General features: G+C 67.4%; 10 protein-coding genes and 1 pseudogene. 5 read left to right on the top strand and 6 right to left on the bottom strand.

Features of this window, described 5'->3' with window-relative positions:
* Window positions 1-3: 3 nt before the first annotated feature.
* Complete coding sequence (locus tag C6A82_RS00960) at window positions 4-999, bottom strand: MaoC family dehydratase (RefSeq protein WP_105344610.1); 996 nt, start codon at window positions 997-999, stop codon at window positions 4-6.
* Window positions 1,000-1,013: 14 nt separating this feature from the next.
* Complete coding sequence (gene fadD4, locus C6A82_RS00955) at window positions 1,014-2,534, bottom strand: fatty-acid--CoA ligase FadD4 (RefSeq protein ID WP_105344608.1); 1,521 nt, start codon at window positions 2,532-2,534, stop codon at window positions 1,014-1,016.
* A gap of 171 nt (window positions 2,535-2,705) precedes the next feature.
* Between fadD4 and C6A82_RS00950 the strand changes: the two genes are divergently transcribed.
* Window positions 2,706-3,095, top strand: a complete 390-nt coding sequence (locus C6A82_RS00950) for a DUF3592 domain-containing protein (protein WP_105344598.1) — start codon at window positions 2,706-2,708, stop codon at window positions 3,093-3,095.
* Between the two features lie 49 nt (window positions 3,096-3,144).
* On the opposite strand, the gene C6A82_RS00945 is transcribed toward C6A82_RS00950, so the two are convergent.
* The 3 genes from C6A82_RS00945 to C6A82_RS00935 form a co-directional block, all read right to left on the bottom strand.
* The gene (locus C6A82_RS00945; RefSeq protein ID WP_105344597.1) at window positions 3,145-4,974 is read right to left on the bottom strand and encodes a phosphoenolpyruvate carboxykinase (GTP); all 1,830 of its coding nucleotides are present in this window, start codon (window positions 4,972-4,974) and stop codon (window positions 3,145-3,147) included.
* A gap of 149 nt (window positions 4,975-5,123) precedes the next feature.
* Window positions 5,124-6,575 carry a hypothetical protein gene (locus C6A82_RS00940; protein ID WP_105344595.1) on the bottom strand — a complete coding sequence of 484 codons (1,452 nt, stop codon included), beginning with the start codon at window positions 6,573-6,575 and terminating at the stop codon, window positions 5,124-5,126.
* Entirely contained in the window at window positions 6,572-7,597 is a 1,026-nt protein-coding gene (locus C6A82_RS00935; RefSeq protein WP_396836763.1) for a hypothetical protein, read from the bottom strand. The genes C6A82_RS00940 and C6A82_RS00935 overlap by 4 nt, the downstream gene beginning before the upstream one ends.
* Window positions 7,598-7,832: 235 nt before the next feature.
* Here C6A82_RS00935 and trmB point away from each other — a divergent pair, with 235 nt between their 5' ends.
* The 3 genes from trmB to C6A82_RS00920 are packed head-to-tail and all read left to right on the top strand — an operon-like array spanning window position 7,833 to window position 12,270.
* The gene (trmB, locus tag C6A82_RS00930) at window positions 7,833-8,576 is read left to right on the top strand and encodes a tRNA (guanosine(46)-N7)-methyltransferase TrmB (RefSeq protein WP_105344593.1); all 744 of its coding nucleotides are present in this window, start codon (window positions 7,833-7,835) and stop codon (window positions 8,574-8,576) included.
* A 2-nt stretch (window positions 8,577-8,578) separates the two neighbouring features.
* A complete protein-coding gene (locus C6A82_RS00925) occupies window positions 8,579-9,274 on the top strand; it encodes an NYN domain-containing protein (protein ID WP_199193721.1) in 696 nt (231 codons plus the stop codon).
* Window positions 9,275-9,327: 53 nt separating this feature from the next.
* A complete protein-coding gene (locus C6A82_RS00920; protein ID WP_311101598.1) occupies window positions 9,328-12,270 on the top strand; it encodes an MMPL family transporter in 2,943 nt (980 codons plus the stop codon).
* A gap of 15 nt (window positions 12,271-12,285) precedes the next feature.
* Here the strand turns inward: C6A82_RS00920 and C6A82_RS00915 are convergent, their stop codons facing one another.
* Window positions 12,286-13,443, bottom strand: a complete 1,158-nt coding sequence (locus C6A82_RS00915) for an AI-2E family transporter (RefSeq protein WP_105343840.1) — start codon at window positions 13,441-13,443, stop codon at window positions 12,286-12,288.
* Between the two features lie 50 nt (window positions 13,444-13,493).
* Here C6A82_RS00915 and C6A82_RS00910 point away from each other — a divergent pair.
* Window positions 13,494-14,560 (top strand): annotated as a pseudogene (locus tag C6A82_RS00910) (YbhN family protein); the annotation flags it as partial.
* Between the last annotated feature and the right edge of the window lie 13 nt (window positions 14,561-14,573).

Here is a 14,573-nt window from a genome sequence, read left to right as displayed (position 1 = left end):
CGGTCAGAACTGCAGTGCGGTGAACCGCCAATCGAGCACCTGGCGGTCCTCGGCGGCATCGCCTGCGGCGTAGACGAGCGAGCGCAACTTCAGCACGCCGCCGCGGTTGTCGGGCAGCGGTACGGCGCCGTCGACATGCAACTCGCTGTGAACGGTGTCGCCCTCGTATACCGGGCGGGTGTGGTCGCACGATTCCCAGCCCAGCACCGTCGCGATGTTCGGCAGGAGTCGCGTCGCCTGTGCGAAAGCCAGCCCGATGGTGTGCCCGCCGTAGACCAGACGATGCCCGCCTACACGGGAATCGTGATGGGTGGCAGCGATATTGAGCGTCAGCCTGGCCAGCTCAGGCGCGCTGCTGACGACGTCGGCCGTACTGTGAAGCACCATGCCTGCGATCCCGGAGTCGAAGTGGATCCCCGGCACCCTGGCGCGGAAAGCGGCTGCGTCCCAGCCCGCGGTGGGGTCGGGCGCGGGCGCCGCGTCGACGCCGATCGCGGACATGTCGTCGGCGTGGCCGGTGTCGGCGCCCGCGTCGCGCAGCTGCAGCATGGCGCAGCGATGGAAGTCGAGCACCAGCCTGCCGATCTGATCGATCGTCGTCATCCGCAGCGCGGCGAGGCCCGTGGGCGCCCGGCCCGGCCTGGCCGCGTTCTGCTTGAGGGCGACGACCTGGGTGCGGGTGAACAGCGTGTCGCCGATGACAGGGAACCGGTGAAACGCCAGCCCGCGATAGAATAGGTTGGCCTTCACCCGCTGGGTGGCCAGCGTGGTCTGTCCGATGGCGACGTCGCAGACCAGCTGCGGATGCGCGAGCGCCGCGGTCGCGCCGGTGACCGCGATCGCGAGGTCGGCGTCCAGCGCCAGCCGCAGCCGGTCACCGACGATCGACTGGTGCACGGCGGCCGCGCCCGCCGTCAGCGTCATCGACGGCGCCCAGTCGAAGACCTGCCCGACCTCCAGGTCGTCGAAGAAGGGTCCGCCGGGTTCGTCGCCGCGCATCGTCACAGCTTGCCCTACGAGTACTTCGCGATGAGTTCCTGCTTGTAGAGCTTCCCGGTGTCGGTGCGCGGCAGCTGTGCCTCGAACGAGATCGAGCGCGGGCATTTGTAGTGGGCCAACCGGTCGCGTAGCCAACCGAGCAGCTCGTCGGCGAACTCGTCGGTGGCGTCGGCCGCATCGACGGTCTGCACCACGCCCTTCACGCTCTGGCCCATGTCGTCGTCGGGGATCCCGAACACCGCGGCGTCCATCACCTTCGGATGGGTGACCAACATGTTCTCGGCCTCTTGCGGATAGATGTTCACCCCGCCCGAGATGATCATGTGGTGGCGGCGGTCGGTCAGGTAGAGATAGCCGTCGTCGTCGAGGTAGCCGATGTCGCCGACGGTCTTCCAGCCGTGCTTGTCGCGTGACTTCGCCGTCTTCTCCGGGTCGTTGAGGTACTCGAAGTCGAAGCCACCCTCGAAGTAGATCTCCCCCGCCTGGCCCGGCGGCAACTCGTTGCCGTCCTCGTCGAGGATGTGCAGCGCGCCTCCCATCGGCCGGCCCACCGATCCGGGATGGGTCAGCCATTCGTCGGCGGTGATCAGCGTCGATCCGTGGGCCTCGGAGGAGGCGTAGTACTCGTCGACGATCGGCCCCCACCAGTCGATCATCTGCTTCTTGATCTCGACCGGGCACGGGGCGGCGGCGTGCATGACCCGCTTGAGGCTCGACACGTCGTACGAATCACGCACGGACTGCGGTAGTTTCAGCATGCGCGTGAACATCACGGGGACGAACTGGCCATGCGTCACCCTGTTGCGCTGGATCGCATCGAGGCAGCCTTCTGCGTCGAACTTGTCCATCACCACCGTCGTGATGCCGCCGGACTGGATCGTCATCGACCACACCGAGGGCGCGGTGTGGTACAGCGGTGCCGGGCTCAGGTAGATGGCCTCGGGATCCAGCCAGAAGCTCACCAGCGCCGACATCATGCCCGGCGCTTCTGACGGAGGCACGTGCGGCAGGTCGCGCTTGATGCCCTTCGGGCGTCCGGTTGTGCCGGAGGAATACTGCAACAGGTCGCCTTCGATTTCGTCGTCGATCAGCGTATCCGGTTCATCTGCAACGCATTCCGGGTAGCGCCGCCATCCGTCGAGATCGTCGTCGGCGGCGATCAAGACGTCGGGAAGACCGTTCGGCAGCTCGGCCGCCAGCCCTTCGAGGACCTTACGGAGCGCAGCCGAGCCGATGATCGCCTTGGCGCTGCTGTTGTCGATGATGTAGGCCGCTTCCGCGGCGGTCAGGTGGGTGTTGATGGGCACGTAGTAGAGCCCGCTGCGGCGCGCCGCCCACATCACGGCGTGGTAGTGCTCGTTGTTCTCCATCAGGATCGCGACGGCGTCACCTTCCCGCAGCCCGTTGCGTCGGAAGACGTGCGCGAGCTGGTTGGCGCGCGCCTCGAGCTGGCCGAAGGTGACCGTCGTACCCGACGGATACATGATGACTGCGGGCTTGTCGGCATGCGCTTGCGCATGCTCGCGGATCTGCATGCTCAGCACTTTACGATGCGCGAATTTGACGGGTGTCAAGAGGGCGGAAAACGGTAGATCGCTTGAGCCGCCCAGCAGACGCAAAAGTGCCCGAAGCGCAAGGATCTCAGGTACTTTTCCGTCTTCTCACGAGCCGATCGCCTTCGGTCGGCGCCGAGTAGGCTGTCGCAGATGTTCGGCGGCCTGTTCTGCATCGCCTTCGGGCTCGCGATGGTGGCGCTGGTCATCTTCGGCGACCGCAGCGTCAAGAACGCCAAGCACACCGGGGTGAGAGTCACCGCGACGGTGATCGGCCAAGAGGTCGAGGTCGGCGCGAAAGGCTCACGCTTCTATCACACCAAGGTCCGCTTTCCCGGCCCCAATGGCCAATGGCTGGAGCATGTTTCGATCCAGGGCCACTCCAAGCCGGTGCACCGAAATCTCGTCGACGTCTGGTACGACCCCGCCGACCCGACCCAGGTGACCGTGGACGAGCCGGGTGGGCGCGCTCTCCTCGTCGTCGGCGTCGGGATCGGGCTGCTGATCGTCGCCCTCGGCGTCTTCTTCGTCGCCACGGCATAAGCACGCAAAAGCCCCCGGTCTCCCGAGGGCTTTGCGTTCCAGCGCAGTACTAGTCGGCTTCTGCCAGCCGGTGCTTCAGCGCGTCGAACTCGTCCTTGATGCCGGTCGGCAACTTCTCACCGACGAACTCGAACCACTCCTCGATATCGGGTAGCTCTTTGCGCCACTCCTCGGGGTTCACGGCCAACGCGGCGTCCACGTCGGCTGCGTCGACATCGAGGCCCTCGAGATCCAGATCCTCGGCGGTCGGCACGGTACCGATCGGTGTGGTGCGGCCGCCCGCCTTGTGCTCGATCCGGTCGATGATCCACTTCATGACCCGGCTGTTCTCACCGAAGCCTGGCCACAGGAAGCGCCCGTCGTCGCCGCGACGGAACCAGTTGACGAAGAAGATCTTCGGCATCTTGGACTCGTCGGACTTCTTACCGATCTCGATCCAGTGGGCGAAGTAGTCGCCGACGTTGTAGCCGAGGAACGGCAGCATCGCCATCGGGTCGCGGCGCACGGTGCCGACCTTGCCCTCTGCGGCGGCGGTCTGCTCCGAACCCATGGTGGCGCCGATGAAGACACCGTGCTGCCAGTCGCGGGCCTCGGTCACCAGCGGCACCGTCGTCTTGCGGCGGGCGCCGAACAGAATCGCCGAGATCGGCACACCCTGCGGGTCGTCCCACTCCGAGGCCAGCGTCGGACACTGCGACATCGGGGTGCAGTACCGCGAGTTCGGGTGTGCGGCCTTGCTTTCCGTCTCGCGAAGAAGCCAGTCGTTGCCCTTCCAGTCGATCAGATGGTCGGGTTCGCCTTCCAGGCCCTCCCACCACACGTCGTTGTCGTCGGTCAGCGCGACGTTGGTGAAGACGGTGTTGCCCGCTTCGATTGTCTTCATCGCGTTCGGGTTGGACTTCCAGTTGGTGCCGGGCGCGACGCCGAAGAAGCCGAACTCCGGGTTGACGGCGTAGAGGCGGCCGTCCTTGCCGAACCGCATCCAGGCGATGTCGTCGCCGACGGTCTCGGCGCGCCAGCCGGGGATGGTCGGCTGCAGCATCGCGAGGTTGGTCTTACCGCACGCCGACGGGAACGCCGCGGCGACGAAGTAGGACTTGTTCTCCGGCGAGATCAGCTTGAGGATCAGCATGTGCTCGGCGAGCCAGCCCTCGTCGTGCGCCATCGCCGAGGCGATGCGCAGCGAGTAGCACTTCTTGCCGAGCAGCGCGTTGCCGCCGTAGCCCGAGCCGTAGCTCCAGATCTCGCGGGTCTCGGGGAAATGGCTGATGTACTTGGTGTCGTTGCAGGGCCACGGCACGTCCTTCTGGCCGGGCTCCAGCGGGGCGCCGATCGAATGCAGCGCCTTGACGAAGAAGCTGTCGGTGCCCATCTTGTCCAGCGCCGCCTGGCCCATCCGGGTCATCGTGCGCATCGACACCACGACGTACTCCGAGTCGGTGATCTCGACGCCGAGCTTGGGATCCTCGGCGCCCAGCGGGCCCATACAGAACGGCACCACCCACATGGTGCGACCGCGCATGCAGCCGCGGTAGAGCTCAGTCATGGTCTCGCGCATCTCGGCCGGGTCCATCCAGTTGTTGGTGGGTCCTGCGTCGATTTCCCGCTCGGTACAGATGTAGGTGCGCGATTCCACGCGGGCGACGTCCGACGGATCGGACAGCGCGAGGTAGGAGTTCGGCTTCTTCCTCTCGTCGAGCTTGCGGAAGGTGCCTGCCTCGACGAGCTGCGCGCAAAGCCGCGCGTTCTCCTCGTCGGAGCCGTCGGCGAACGCCACCCGATCGGGCTGGGTGAGCTCCGCGACCTCCTGGACCCAGGCGAGCAGGCCTGCGTGTTTCGTGGGTGCGGTGTCCAGACCGGGGATGGTCGCTGACGTCATGAAAATCTCCTGCGTAGGTGGTCACCGGGACGCGAGTATTGGCGTCACTGGTACTTATCGCCTTCTTAACAAGGTTAACGCGGGTGACATACCCTGCGACATCCGGATCTATGTCCGATCACTCACAGGAACGATTCAGAAAGACCTGATCACTGCGGTTGGCCGTCGCCCAACTCGGCCCGAACGGTGTCAAGCGCCTTCTGCAGGGGCGGCAGTCGCCTGTCCCGCAGGGCCGCGGCCCGTGCTGTCGCGACAGCGTGCTCACGGAGTTCGGCGTCGATCTCGCCGACGTCGGCCGTCGCGACCTCGACGTCGGCCTCGTCGCGCCGGGCCGCCTCGGAGGTCAGCTCCGCTTCTGCGGCGACGATGCGAGTGGCGACACGTCCTTCCAGGGAGCCCTGCAGCAACCCCATCACCACCCCGACCCAACGATCCAACATCGTGCGGTCACTCAGCAAACCGCGCATGCTGACCACCCAGGCGGTGAGCAACAGCCCGATCAGGCCGCCCGCGACCAGCCCGGCGATCGCGAACTCCGGCGCGAGGCCGGCGAACAACCGGCTGACGCCGAGCGCAACCCCGAGCCCGAAGCCCGCCCCCAACACCATCATCAGCCGGGTTTCGAGGCGACGGGATTCCAGCGGCGGCGGAGCGAACGCGGGCGGGGAGAACGAGGCAGGCGGCTCGGGCGGAGTGAGGCCGAGTTCTGTCGCCATGTCGGAGAGGTGCTGCGTGATTCCCGCCTCGACTTCGTCGACCACCTCGTCGATGCGGGTTCCGACGTAGCTTTCGAAGCCGCGCAACCTGCGCCTCGTCATCGACGACGCGTCCTCCTGCAGTTCGGTCCGCACCGAGGTGCAGCGGTTGCGGGCGAAGTACGACAGCTGAACGCGAGCCTGCTGGAGCTGGCTGCGCAGCGCGATGGTGCGCTCGGACTTCGACACCCGGCGCTCCCGAAGGACGGTTTCCCGTCGCGTCCGCAGTGCCGTCACCCGCGCCTGACGGTCCGCGCCCGCGCCGTCCTTGTCGTATCGGGAGATCACCGCTTGCAGCCGAGATTCCCAGGCCCGCAGTCTGTTTCGCCGCTTGACATCGGGATCGTCGAGACGCGACAGCAACTGGTCGACGAGGTCGTCGATGTTCGGGTCACCGAGATCGGGCACCGCGGCCACCCCGACCCATGGCACGTCGCGGTAGCGCTCGGCGTGTGCGGCGAGCCGCGCCCGGTCCTCGGCGAGCACATCGCGCCAGTTTCGATGGACGTCGATCTTCGACACCACGCCGATCACCAGGTCGGTGTGCTGGGCCGCGAGATCGACCAGCGCACAGTCGGATTCGGCGATCGGTGCCACCGCCGACACCACAAAAACCACCGCTGCCGGCGCGTCGGCCGCCCTGACGTCCTCGGCCTCGACGAACTGGTGCTCGGGCAGCCGGTCGCGAAGCGCGGCGATCACACCGGTCGCACCGGCCAGCCACGGCCCGGTGACGAGCACGACGTCGCGATTCTCCACACCCGGTGAGCTCAGTCCGGGATCGACCTCCGCGACAAGTGCGTCGACCGCACCGATCGGGTCGCTCGCGTGGTCGACGTCGGTCACCGCGCTTCCGCCCGTTGCAGCAGCCTCAGCGAGCCGCGGCAGATGTCCGCTGCGCAACGCCCGTGGAGGTGGCTGACAGGTCCCCGGCTGTAGCGGTGCCAATGCAGAGCGCGCCGCAGATGGGCCGACGGGTCGTCGCCGTCGTCGACGGTCAGGCCCGCTGCCTCCACCACGTCGACGGCGGCTGCCATCGTCGCAATGACGGCGTCGTCGCCGGACAGGAACTCGGCCATGCCGGGCGCGCCGTCCACCGCCATCGTGCGCAGCGTCACCAGGGCCGCGTGCAGCCGCCGGTACCTCGCCTCCGCGCCGACCGCCGCCAGCCGCGCCATCACCCGATCGACCTGGCTGAGCCGACGAAGCACGGCGGGCAGCGCCGCGGCTTCGGCGCCCTGTCGCAGCGCGAGGACACCGTGGGCGATGCCGAACAGGTCGAGGGTGTCCAGCAGTCGCTCGCGCACGTCGCGGGCCAGGCTGTGGTTGGCCGCCAGAAAGCCGTCAACCGACATCAGATCGACGGGCTCGACGGTCAGCACGCGAAGTGCCGCGACCAGTTCCTCGTCGACTGTGGCGGCGGCCAGCAGGCCCACCATCGAGACCGTGGGCACCCCGGTCATCGCCTGGAGCTCGGCCGCCCGCCGGTCGGCGACCGCGATCGGGCCGCCCGCGCCGAAGCCTGCGAGGTCGGCCTTGTTGAGCACAAGCAGCGACGGAACCGCGCCCAGCATCGCCCGGTCCTCCGGTTTCAGCGTCTCGGCCACCACCACGACCGACACCTCGGCGTTGTCGTCGGAGACGATCAGCCCAGCGTCGGCGAGCGCGGCAGCCACCGTTGCACGCCCCACCCCGTCGCGGCCGAGGACCGCGACCCGCAGTGGCCCGCGGAGCTGCGCGATGAGCGCCGTTATCCGCACGTCACCTGCGCGTCGCGCGAACCGCGTCAGCTCGTTGGTGAAAATCTCGTGGCCTTCCCTTATCGCCTTCTCGCGCACGTTTCTGCCCCCCACCGCAAATGGTGGCATCTCCACGGCCCCTCCGCGAGCGCTTGTTTCGGTGGCCCCGCGCGCCGAAAGCGACGAATGGGTGGCGATGGCTCGCACATTTGCGCCCACGTGTGAGTTTGGGCGGATCGAAAAGAAGGCAACTGTTGGGTATCAAATTGCACCACGGTGCGGGTTCCCGGACATCGATGCGCGACCATGGACGGATGCACGCGCAGCGCTGGGGTGTCGGACTGCCGTCCTTCGAGAGGCGGCGATGACTCGAACCGCATCGCATCTGCATCCCCGGGTCACGGCCTACCGGTCCCGGCGATCCGCCGTCTCCAGCGCTCAGCAGCAGACGTGGGACCGGCGTTGGCCCGAGCTCGGTACGCACGCGCGCTCCGAGGACGGGCCCGCGGGGCTGCTCGACACCACGACGTGGTTCGGCCGATCGGCGCCGCTGGTGCTGGAGATCGGCTGCGGAACCGGCACGTCGACATTGGCGATGGCCAAGGCTGAGCCGGATATCGACGTGGTGGCCGTCGAGGTCTACCGACGCGGGTTGGCGCAGCTGCTCAGTGCGATCGACCGGTCGGCCGAAACGGATCCGGTGTCCAACATCCGTCTGGTCCGCGGCGACGGAGTCGACGTGTTGGAGCACATGTTCGGACCGGGGTCGCTGACCGGTGTGCGGGTGTTCTTCCCCGATCCGTGGCCCAAGGCCCGCCATCACAAGCGCAGGCTTCTGCAACCCGACACCGTCGCGCTGATCGCCGACCGGCTGCGGCCCGGCGGTGTCCTGCACGTCGCGACCGACCATGCCGGCTACGCAGACCACATCGCCGAGGTCGGCGACGCCGAACCCCGGTTGCGCCGCGTTCACGCCGCGCACGCGAGGAGCGGAGAGGGTTCAGAAGACTGGCTGCCCATCTCGGTGGCGCGACCGATCACCAAATACGAGTCGAAAGCGCACGACGCCGACAGTGCGGTCGCTGAACTGCTCTGGGAGAAATGCTGACCATGAGCATCACCGAGGAAATCGTCGAGGCGCCGAAGGTGTCGCCGGGCACGTCACGCGTCCTGCTGGTGTGGGACGCGCCCAACCTCGACATGGGCCTGGGCGCCATCCTCGGCGGCCGCCCGACCGCCGCACACCGGCCCCGGTTCGACGCGCTGGGCCGCTGGCTGCTGGCCCGCACGGCCGACTTGTCGGCCGCGCAGGCGAGGAACAACGACGCTTCCGATGGCGACGGCACGACGCTCGAGCCCGAGGCCACCGTCTTCACCAATATCGCCCCCGGCAGCGCCGACGTGGTCCGGCCATGGGTCGAGGCGCTGCGCAACGTGGGATTCGCGGTTTTCGCGAAACCCAAGATCGACGAAGACAGCGACGTCGACGTCGACATGCTCGATCACATCGCCCTTCGCCGCGGCGAGGGGCTGGCCGGGCTGCTGGTCGCCTCGGCTGACGGACAGGCTTTTCGTCAGCCGCTGGAGGACATCGCCCGTGCCGGAACCCCTGTTCAGGTGCTCGGATTTCGCGAACATGCGAGTTGGGCGCTAGCCTCGGATACTTTGGAGTTCGTCGACCTGGAAGACATTCCGGGTGTGTTCCGAGAACCGCTACCGCGAATCGGCCTAGATTCGCTGCCCGAGCAAGGGGCCTGGCTGCAGCCATTCCGGCCGCTGTCCTCGCTACTGACCTCGCGTGTGTGAACAATAGAACCAGCGCACGGCGCGTATAGAGACTTTGTGAGTTAGGAGCTTAGGTGTTCGCCTGGTGGGGCCGTACGGTCTTCCGCTACCGATACATCGTGATCGGTGTGATGGTCGCACTGTGCCTTGGCGGCGGCGTCTACGGCATCAGCCTGGGCCAGCACGTCACTCAGAGCGGGTTCTACGACGAGGGCAGCCAGTCGGTGCATGCCTCTGTCGTGTCGGATAAAGCGTATGGCCGCGACACGTCGGGCCACATCATCGGGATCTACACCGCGCCCGAGGGCAAGACGGTCGACGATCCGGCCTTCCGGAAGAAGATCCTGGACAACCTGGCCGAGGTCGAGAAGAACCACCCCGACCAGGTCCTGCGCTCGATCGGCTACTTCAAGAGCCCAGAAGTGCTCACCAACATGGCCGATGCCGACAAGCAGCACGCGTTCATGTCGATCCAGCTCAAGGGTGACAACGACGACACGATCCTGACCAACTACAACAAGAACGTCGGCGAAGACGGCACGACCGTCTCCGAAGCGCTGAACATCCCCGGCGTCGACGTCCAGCAAGCCGGCCTGCAGCCGCTGGCCAGCGAGCTGACCGGCACCATCGGCGAGGACCAGCAGCGCGGTGAGCTACTCGGTGTGCCGCTGGTCATGGTCGTGCTGTTCTTCGTGTTCGGCGGCGTCATCGCGGCCAGCCTTCCGATGATCGTCGGCGGCCTGACCATCGCCGGGTCCCTTGGCATCATCCGTCTGCTGGCCGAGTTCATCCCGGTGCACTTCTTCGCCCAACCGGTGGTGACGCTGGTCGGGCTCGGCATCGCGATCGACTTCGGGCTCTACATCGTGAGCCGGTTCCGGGAGGAGATCGCCGAGGGTTACGACACCGAAGCCGCCCTCCGTCGAACGATGATGACGTCGGGCCGCACGATCACGTTCTCCGCGGTGATCATCGTGGCGTCGGCGCTTCCGCTGCTGCTGTTCCCGCAGACCTTCCTGAAGTCCATCACCTACGCGATCATCGCCACGGTCGTGCTGTCCGCGCTGCTGTCGATCACCGTGCTCGCGGGTGCGCTCGCCATCGTCGGACCCAATATCGACGCGCTCGGCGTGCGCACGCTGCTCCGGGTGCCGTTCCTGCGGAACTGGTCGTTCTCCCGGCGGATCATCGACTGGTTCGCCGAGAAGACGCAGAAGACCAAGACGCGCGAAGAGGTCGAGCAGGGCTTCTGGGGCAAGCTCGTCAACCGGGTGATGAAGCGGCCCATCGCGTTCGCCGCGCCGATCATCATCGTGATGATCCTGCTGATCATCCCGCTGGGCCAGCTGTCGCTCGGCGGCATCAGCGAGAAGTACCTGCCGCCGGACAACAACGTGCGCCAGGCGCAGGAGCAGTTCGACAAGACGTTCCCCGGGTTCCGCACCGAGCCGCTGACCATCGTGATGGAAAACGACGACGGTCAACCGGTCACCGATGCGCAGATCGCCGAGGTGCGCAACAAGGCGATGCAGATCCCGGGCTTCATCGACCCCAACAACGACCCGTCGAAGATGTGGCAGGAACGGCCCTTTCTCGACGGAGCGTCCAAGGACCCGTCGGTTCATGTGATCCAGAACGGTCTGGAGAACCGCAACGACGCCGCCGAGAAGATCGAGGAACTGCGCGCGATACCGCCGCCCCACGGCATCAGCATGTCCATCGGCGGCACGCCCGCGCTGGAGCAGGACAGTATTCACAGCCTGTTCGACAAGCTGCCGATGATGGTCGCCGTCCTCATCGTCACCACCACCATCCTGATGTTCCTGGCGTTCGGGTCGGTCGTGCTGCCCATCAAGGCGGCGGTGATGAGCGCGCTGACCCTCGGCTCCACGATGGGCGTGCTCACGTGGATGTTCGTCGACGGGCACGGTGCCGACCTAATGAACTACACGCCGCAGCCGCTGATGGCGCCGATGATCGGCATGATCATCGCGATCATCTGGGGCCTGTCCACCGACTACGAGGTGTTCCTGGTCTCGCGCATGGTGGAGGCCCGCGAGCGCGGCATGTCCACCGCCGAGGCCATTCGCATCGGTACGGCCACCACTGGCCGGCTGATCACCGGCGCTGCGTTGATCCTCGCGGTCGTCGCGGGCGCCTTCGCGTTCTCCGACCTCGTGATGATGAAGTACCTCGCGTTCGGTCTGCTGATCGCACTTCTGTTGGACGCCACCGTGATTCGCATGTTCCTCGTGCCCGCGGTGATGAAGCTGCTCGGCGACGACTGCTGGTGGGCCCCGAAGTGGATGAAGCGGCTCCAGGAGCGGCTCGGCCTCGGTGAGACCGAACTGCCCGACGAACGAAAGCGGCCGACCGTCCACGAGCCGGACGAGGCGCTGGTCGGCGCCGGCGCACCGCTGCCGCCGCGGCCGAGGCCGCCGCACGACCCCAGCCATCCCGCGGTCGAGGGCAAGTCACGGCCGAGCGCCGCGACGACGCGCATCCCGACCGCACCGGCGGCCACCAATGCTCCGTCGGTGGCCGGGACCACCAGGATGCGCACGCCGCGGGCCACCCCGGCGGGCGAGCCGCAGACCACGCGGATGCCCGCCGCCGCCCGCAAGCCCCGCAACCCGGTGAACAACACCAATCCCGCCCCTGCGCGCAGACGCCCGACCCCGCCGCCGCCGGTACGCGAGGATCGCGAGATCGAGTCCTGGCTCGGAGAACTTCGCGGGACCGGCCCCGCCGCCGCCAAGCCCGTACCGAGGCAGCCCCCGCAGCAGCCGAGCGCGGAGCCCACCACCGCGATTCCCACGCCGCAGGGTCCACGCACCAGTCGCCCCTCCAACGGCGGGGCCGATCCGACGACCGCGATCCCCGCCCAGGCGCCGCAAGATCCCGAGGCGACAGAGAAGCTGACCGCGCAGCAGGCCGAGGAAGAAAGCACGCGTCGCGGTGTCAACGGCGGTGTCAGCGCCGCCGAGCTGTTGCGCAGGGAAGGCCGCGGCCACTAGCCCCTAGGTGGACCACTAGCTCGTGGCGGCGGTTCCCACGTCGTCGGGTTCAGCCTCGATGACCTTTCCGCTCTCCGCCCTCTGCGCCTCGATTTCGGCTTCGGGCGCGCTGGCGACAAGCACCCGGATCGCGCTGTTGAGGAAGGCCACGATCGGCACGGCCAGAAGCGCGCCGACGATTCCGGCCAGCACGCTGCCCGCGGCGATCGCCAGCACCACCGCAAGCGGATGCACCGACACCGCCCGGCCCATCACGAGCGGTTGCAGCACATGGCCTTCCAATTGCTGCACGGCGATGATGAGCGCCAGCGTGATCAGCGCGTAGACGAACCCCTTGGCGAGCAGCGCGACGACGACGGCGAGGAAGCCGGCGATGACGGCACCGATCAACGGGATGAACGCACCGAGGAAGACCAGCGACGCCAACGGAAGCGCAAGCGGGACCGCCATGATCGCCAGACCGGTGCCGATGCCGATGGCGTCGACCAGGGCCACCAGAAACGTGGCACGCACATACCCGATCAGGGAGTGGAAGCCGGCGCTGCCCGCGTCGCGCACCCGGTCGCGGACGTTCTCCGGGAAGATCTTGGTGACGAACTGCCAGATGTTGCGGCCGCCGTGCAGGAAGAAGATGACCGTGAACAGCGTGAGCAGGGCGCCCGTGACGATCTCGGTTACGGTGGCCGCCGTCGACAGCGCCCCGCTGGTCACCTTCTCCTGGTTGTTGCGGATCGCCTCGATGGCCGAGTTGCCCGCGTTGTTGATCTGATCCCTGCTCAGGTGAAGGGGTCCCTCGATCAGCCAGGTGCGGGTGCTCTCGATCGACTGGGTGACCTGGTCGACGAGGCCGGGCACGCCGGTGACGAACTGGCTGATGACGAATGCGAGCACGCCGCCGACGATGGCCATCCCGGTCAGCAGGACCAGCGCGACCGCACCGCCCCGGGGTGCGCCGCGGCGGTCCAGGAAGTCGACGGCCGGGATCATCAGGGCGCTGACCATCAACGCAAGCGCGACCGGAACGACGATGACCTCGAGGCGCCGCACCACCCACAGTAGCGCCACCGCGAGCGCGATGATCGCCAGCAGGCGCCAGGCCCACGCCGCCGCCTTGCGGATCAGCGGAGGTACCGCATCATCATGAACCGAAGCGGCAAATCCAGTGGCGGCCATGCCGGTAGCGTAACCGCCGGTCGGAGGGGCAAACCTTTACCCTGTAGAGCGTGTCCCACGACGCGCAGGCGAACGACGCCCGCAGCCAAGAGGGATCCACCCGCGGCAAGTACTGGTGGCTGCGGTGGGTGATCATCGGCGTCGCGGTGGTGGTGTTGACGGTCGAGGTCACCCTTGTGTGGGACCAACTGGCCAAGGCATTTCACAGCCTCTACGCGGCCAAGTGGCTGTGGGTGCTCGCCGCGGTGCTCGCGGCGATGGCGTCCATGCACAGCTTCGCCCAGATTCAGCGCACCCTGCTGAGGTCGGCAGGCGTCGAGGTGCACCAGTGGCGCTCGGAGGCCGCGTTCTACGCGGGCAACGCGCTGTCGACGACGATGCCGGGCGGCCCGGTGCTCTCGGCCACGTTCATGTACCGCCAGCAGCGGATGTGGGGCGCCTCGCCGGTGGTGGCGTCCTGGCAGCTGGTGATGTCCGGCGTGCTGCAGGTCGTCGGGCTGGCATTGCTCGGCCTTGGCGGCGCCTTCATGCTCGGCGCCTCGAAAAACCCTCTGTCGCTTATCTTCACACTCGGCGGGTTCGTCGCGCTGCTACTGCTGGCGCAGGCCGTCGCGTCGCGGCCCGACCTCATCGACGGCATCGGGGTCAAGGTGCTGTCGTGGTTCAACTCGTTGCGCGGGAAGCCCGCCGACACCGGTGTGGCCACCTGGCGCGAGCATCTCCACCAGTTGGAGTCGGTCAGCCTCAGCCGCCGCGACCTCACCCTCGCGTTCAGCTGGTCGCTGTTCAACTGGATCGCCGACGTGGCGTGCCTGGCGTTCGCCGCGTACGCCGCAGGCGGCAAGCCGTCGCTCGCCGGCCTAACGGTTGCCTACGCGGCGGCGCGCGCGGTGGGATCGATCCCCCTGATGCCCGGCGGATTGCTGGTCGTGGAGGCGGTGCTCGTGCCCGGTCTGGTGTCCAGCGGGATGACGCTGGCCTCGGCGATCTCGGCGATGTTGATCTACCGTCTGGTCAGCTGGATCTTCATCGCGGCGATCGGGTGGGTGGTGTTCTTCTTCATGTTCCGCACCGAGAAGGACGTCGACCCCGATGCCGCACTCGACGACCCCCGACCGGACTCGTAGGAG

Source organism: Mycobacterium sp. ITM-2016-00318, assembly GCF_002968285.2.
Lineage (GTDB): Bacteria > Actinomycetota > Actinomycetes > Mycobacteriales > Mycobacteriaceae > Mycobacterium.
Note: the sequence above shows the minus strand (reverse complement) of the source record. Positions and strands in the feature narration are given on the sequence as shown.

Excerpts from the sequence above, each read along its gene's own strand:
- C6A82_RS00960 (WP_105344610.1), bottom strand. The coding sequence starts at position 999 with ATGCGCGGCGACGAACCCGGCGGACCCTTCTTCGACGACCTGGAGGTC.
- fadD4 (WP_105344608.1), bottom strand. The coding sequence starts at position 2,534 with ATGCAGATCCGCGAGCATGCGCAAGCGCATGCCGACAAGCCCGCAGTC.
- C6A82_RS00950 (WP_105344598.1), top strand. The coding sequence starts at position 2,706 with ATGTTCGGCGGCCTGTTCTGCATCGCCTTCGGGCTCGCGATGGTGGCG.
- C6A82_RS00945 (WP_105344597.1), bottom strand. The coding sequence starts at position 4,974 with ATGACGTCAGCGACCATCCCCGGTCTGGACACCGCACCCACGAAACAC.
- C6A82_RS00935 (WP_396836763.1), bottom strand. The coding sequence starts at position 7,597 with ATGCCACCATTTGCGGTGGGGGGCAGAAACGTGCGCGAGAAGGCGATA.
- trmB (WP_105344593.1), top strand. The coding sequence starts at position 7,833 with ATGACTCGAACCGCATCGCATCTGCATCCCCGGGTCACGGCCTACCGG.
- C6A82_RS00925 (WP_199193721.1), top strand. The coding sequence starts at position 8,579 with ATGAGCATCACCGAGGAAATCGTCGAGGCGCCGAAGGTGTCGCCGGGC.
- C6A82_RS00915 (WP_105343840.1), bottom strand. The coding sequence starts at position 13,443 with ATGGCCGCCACTGGATTTGCCGCTTCGGTTCATGATGATGCGGTACCT.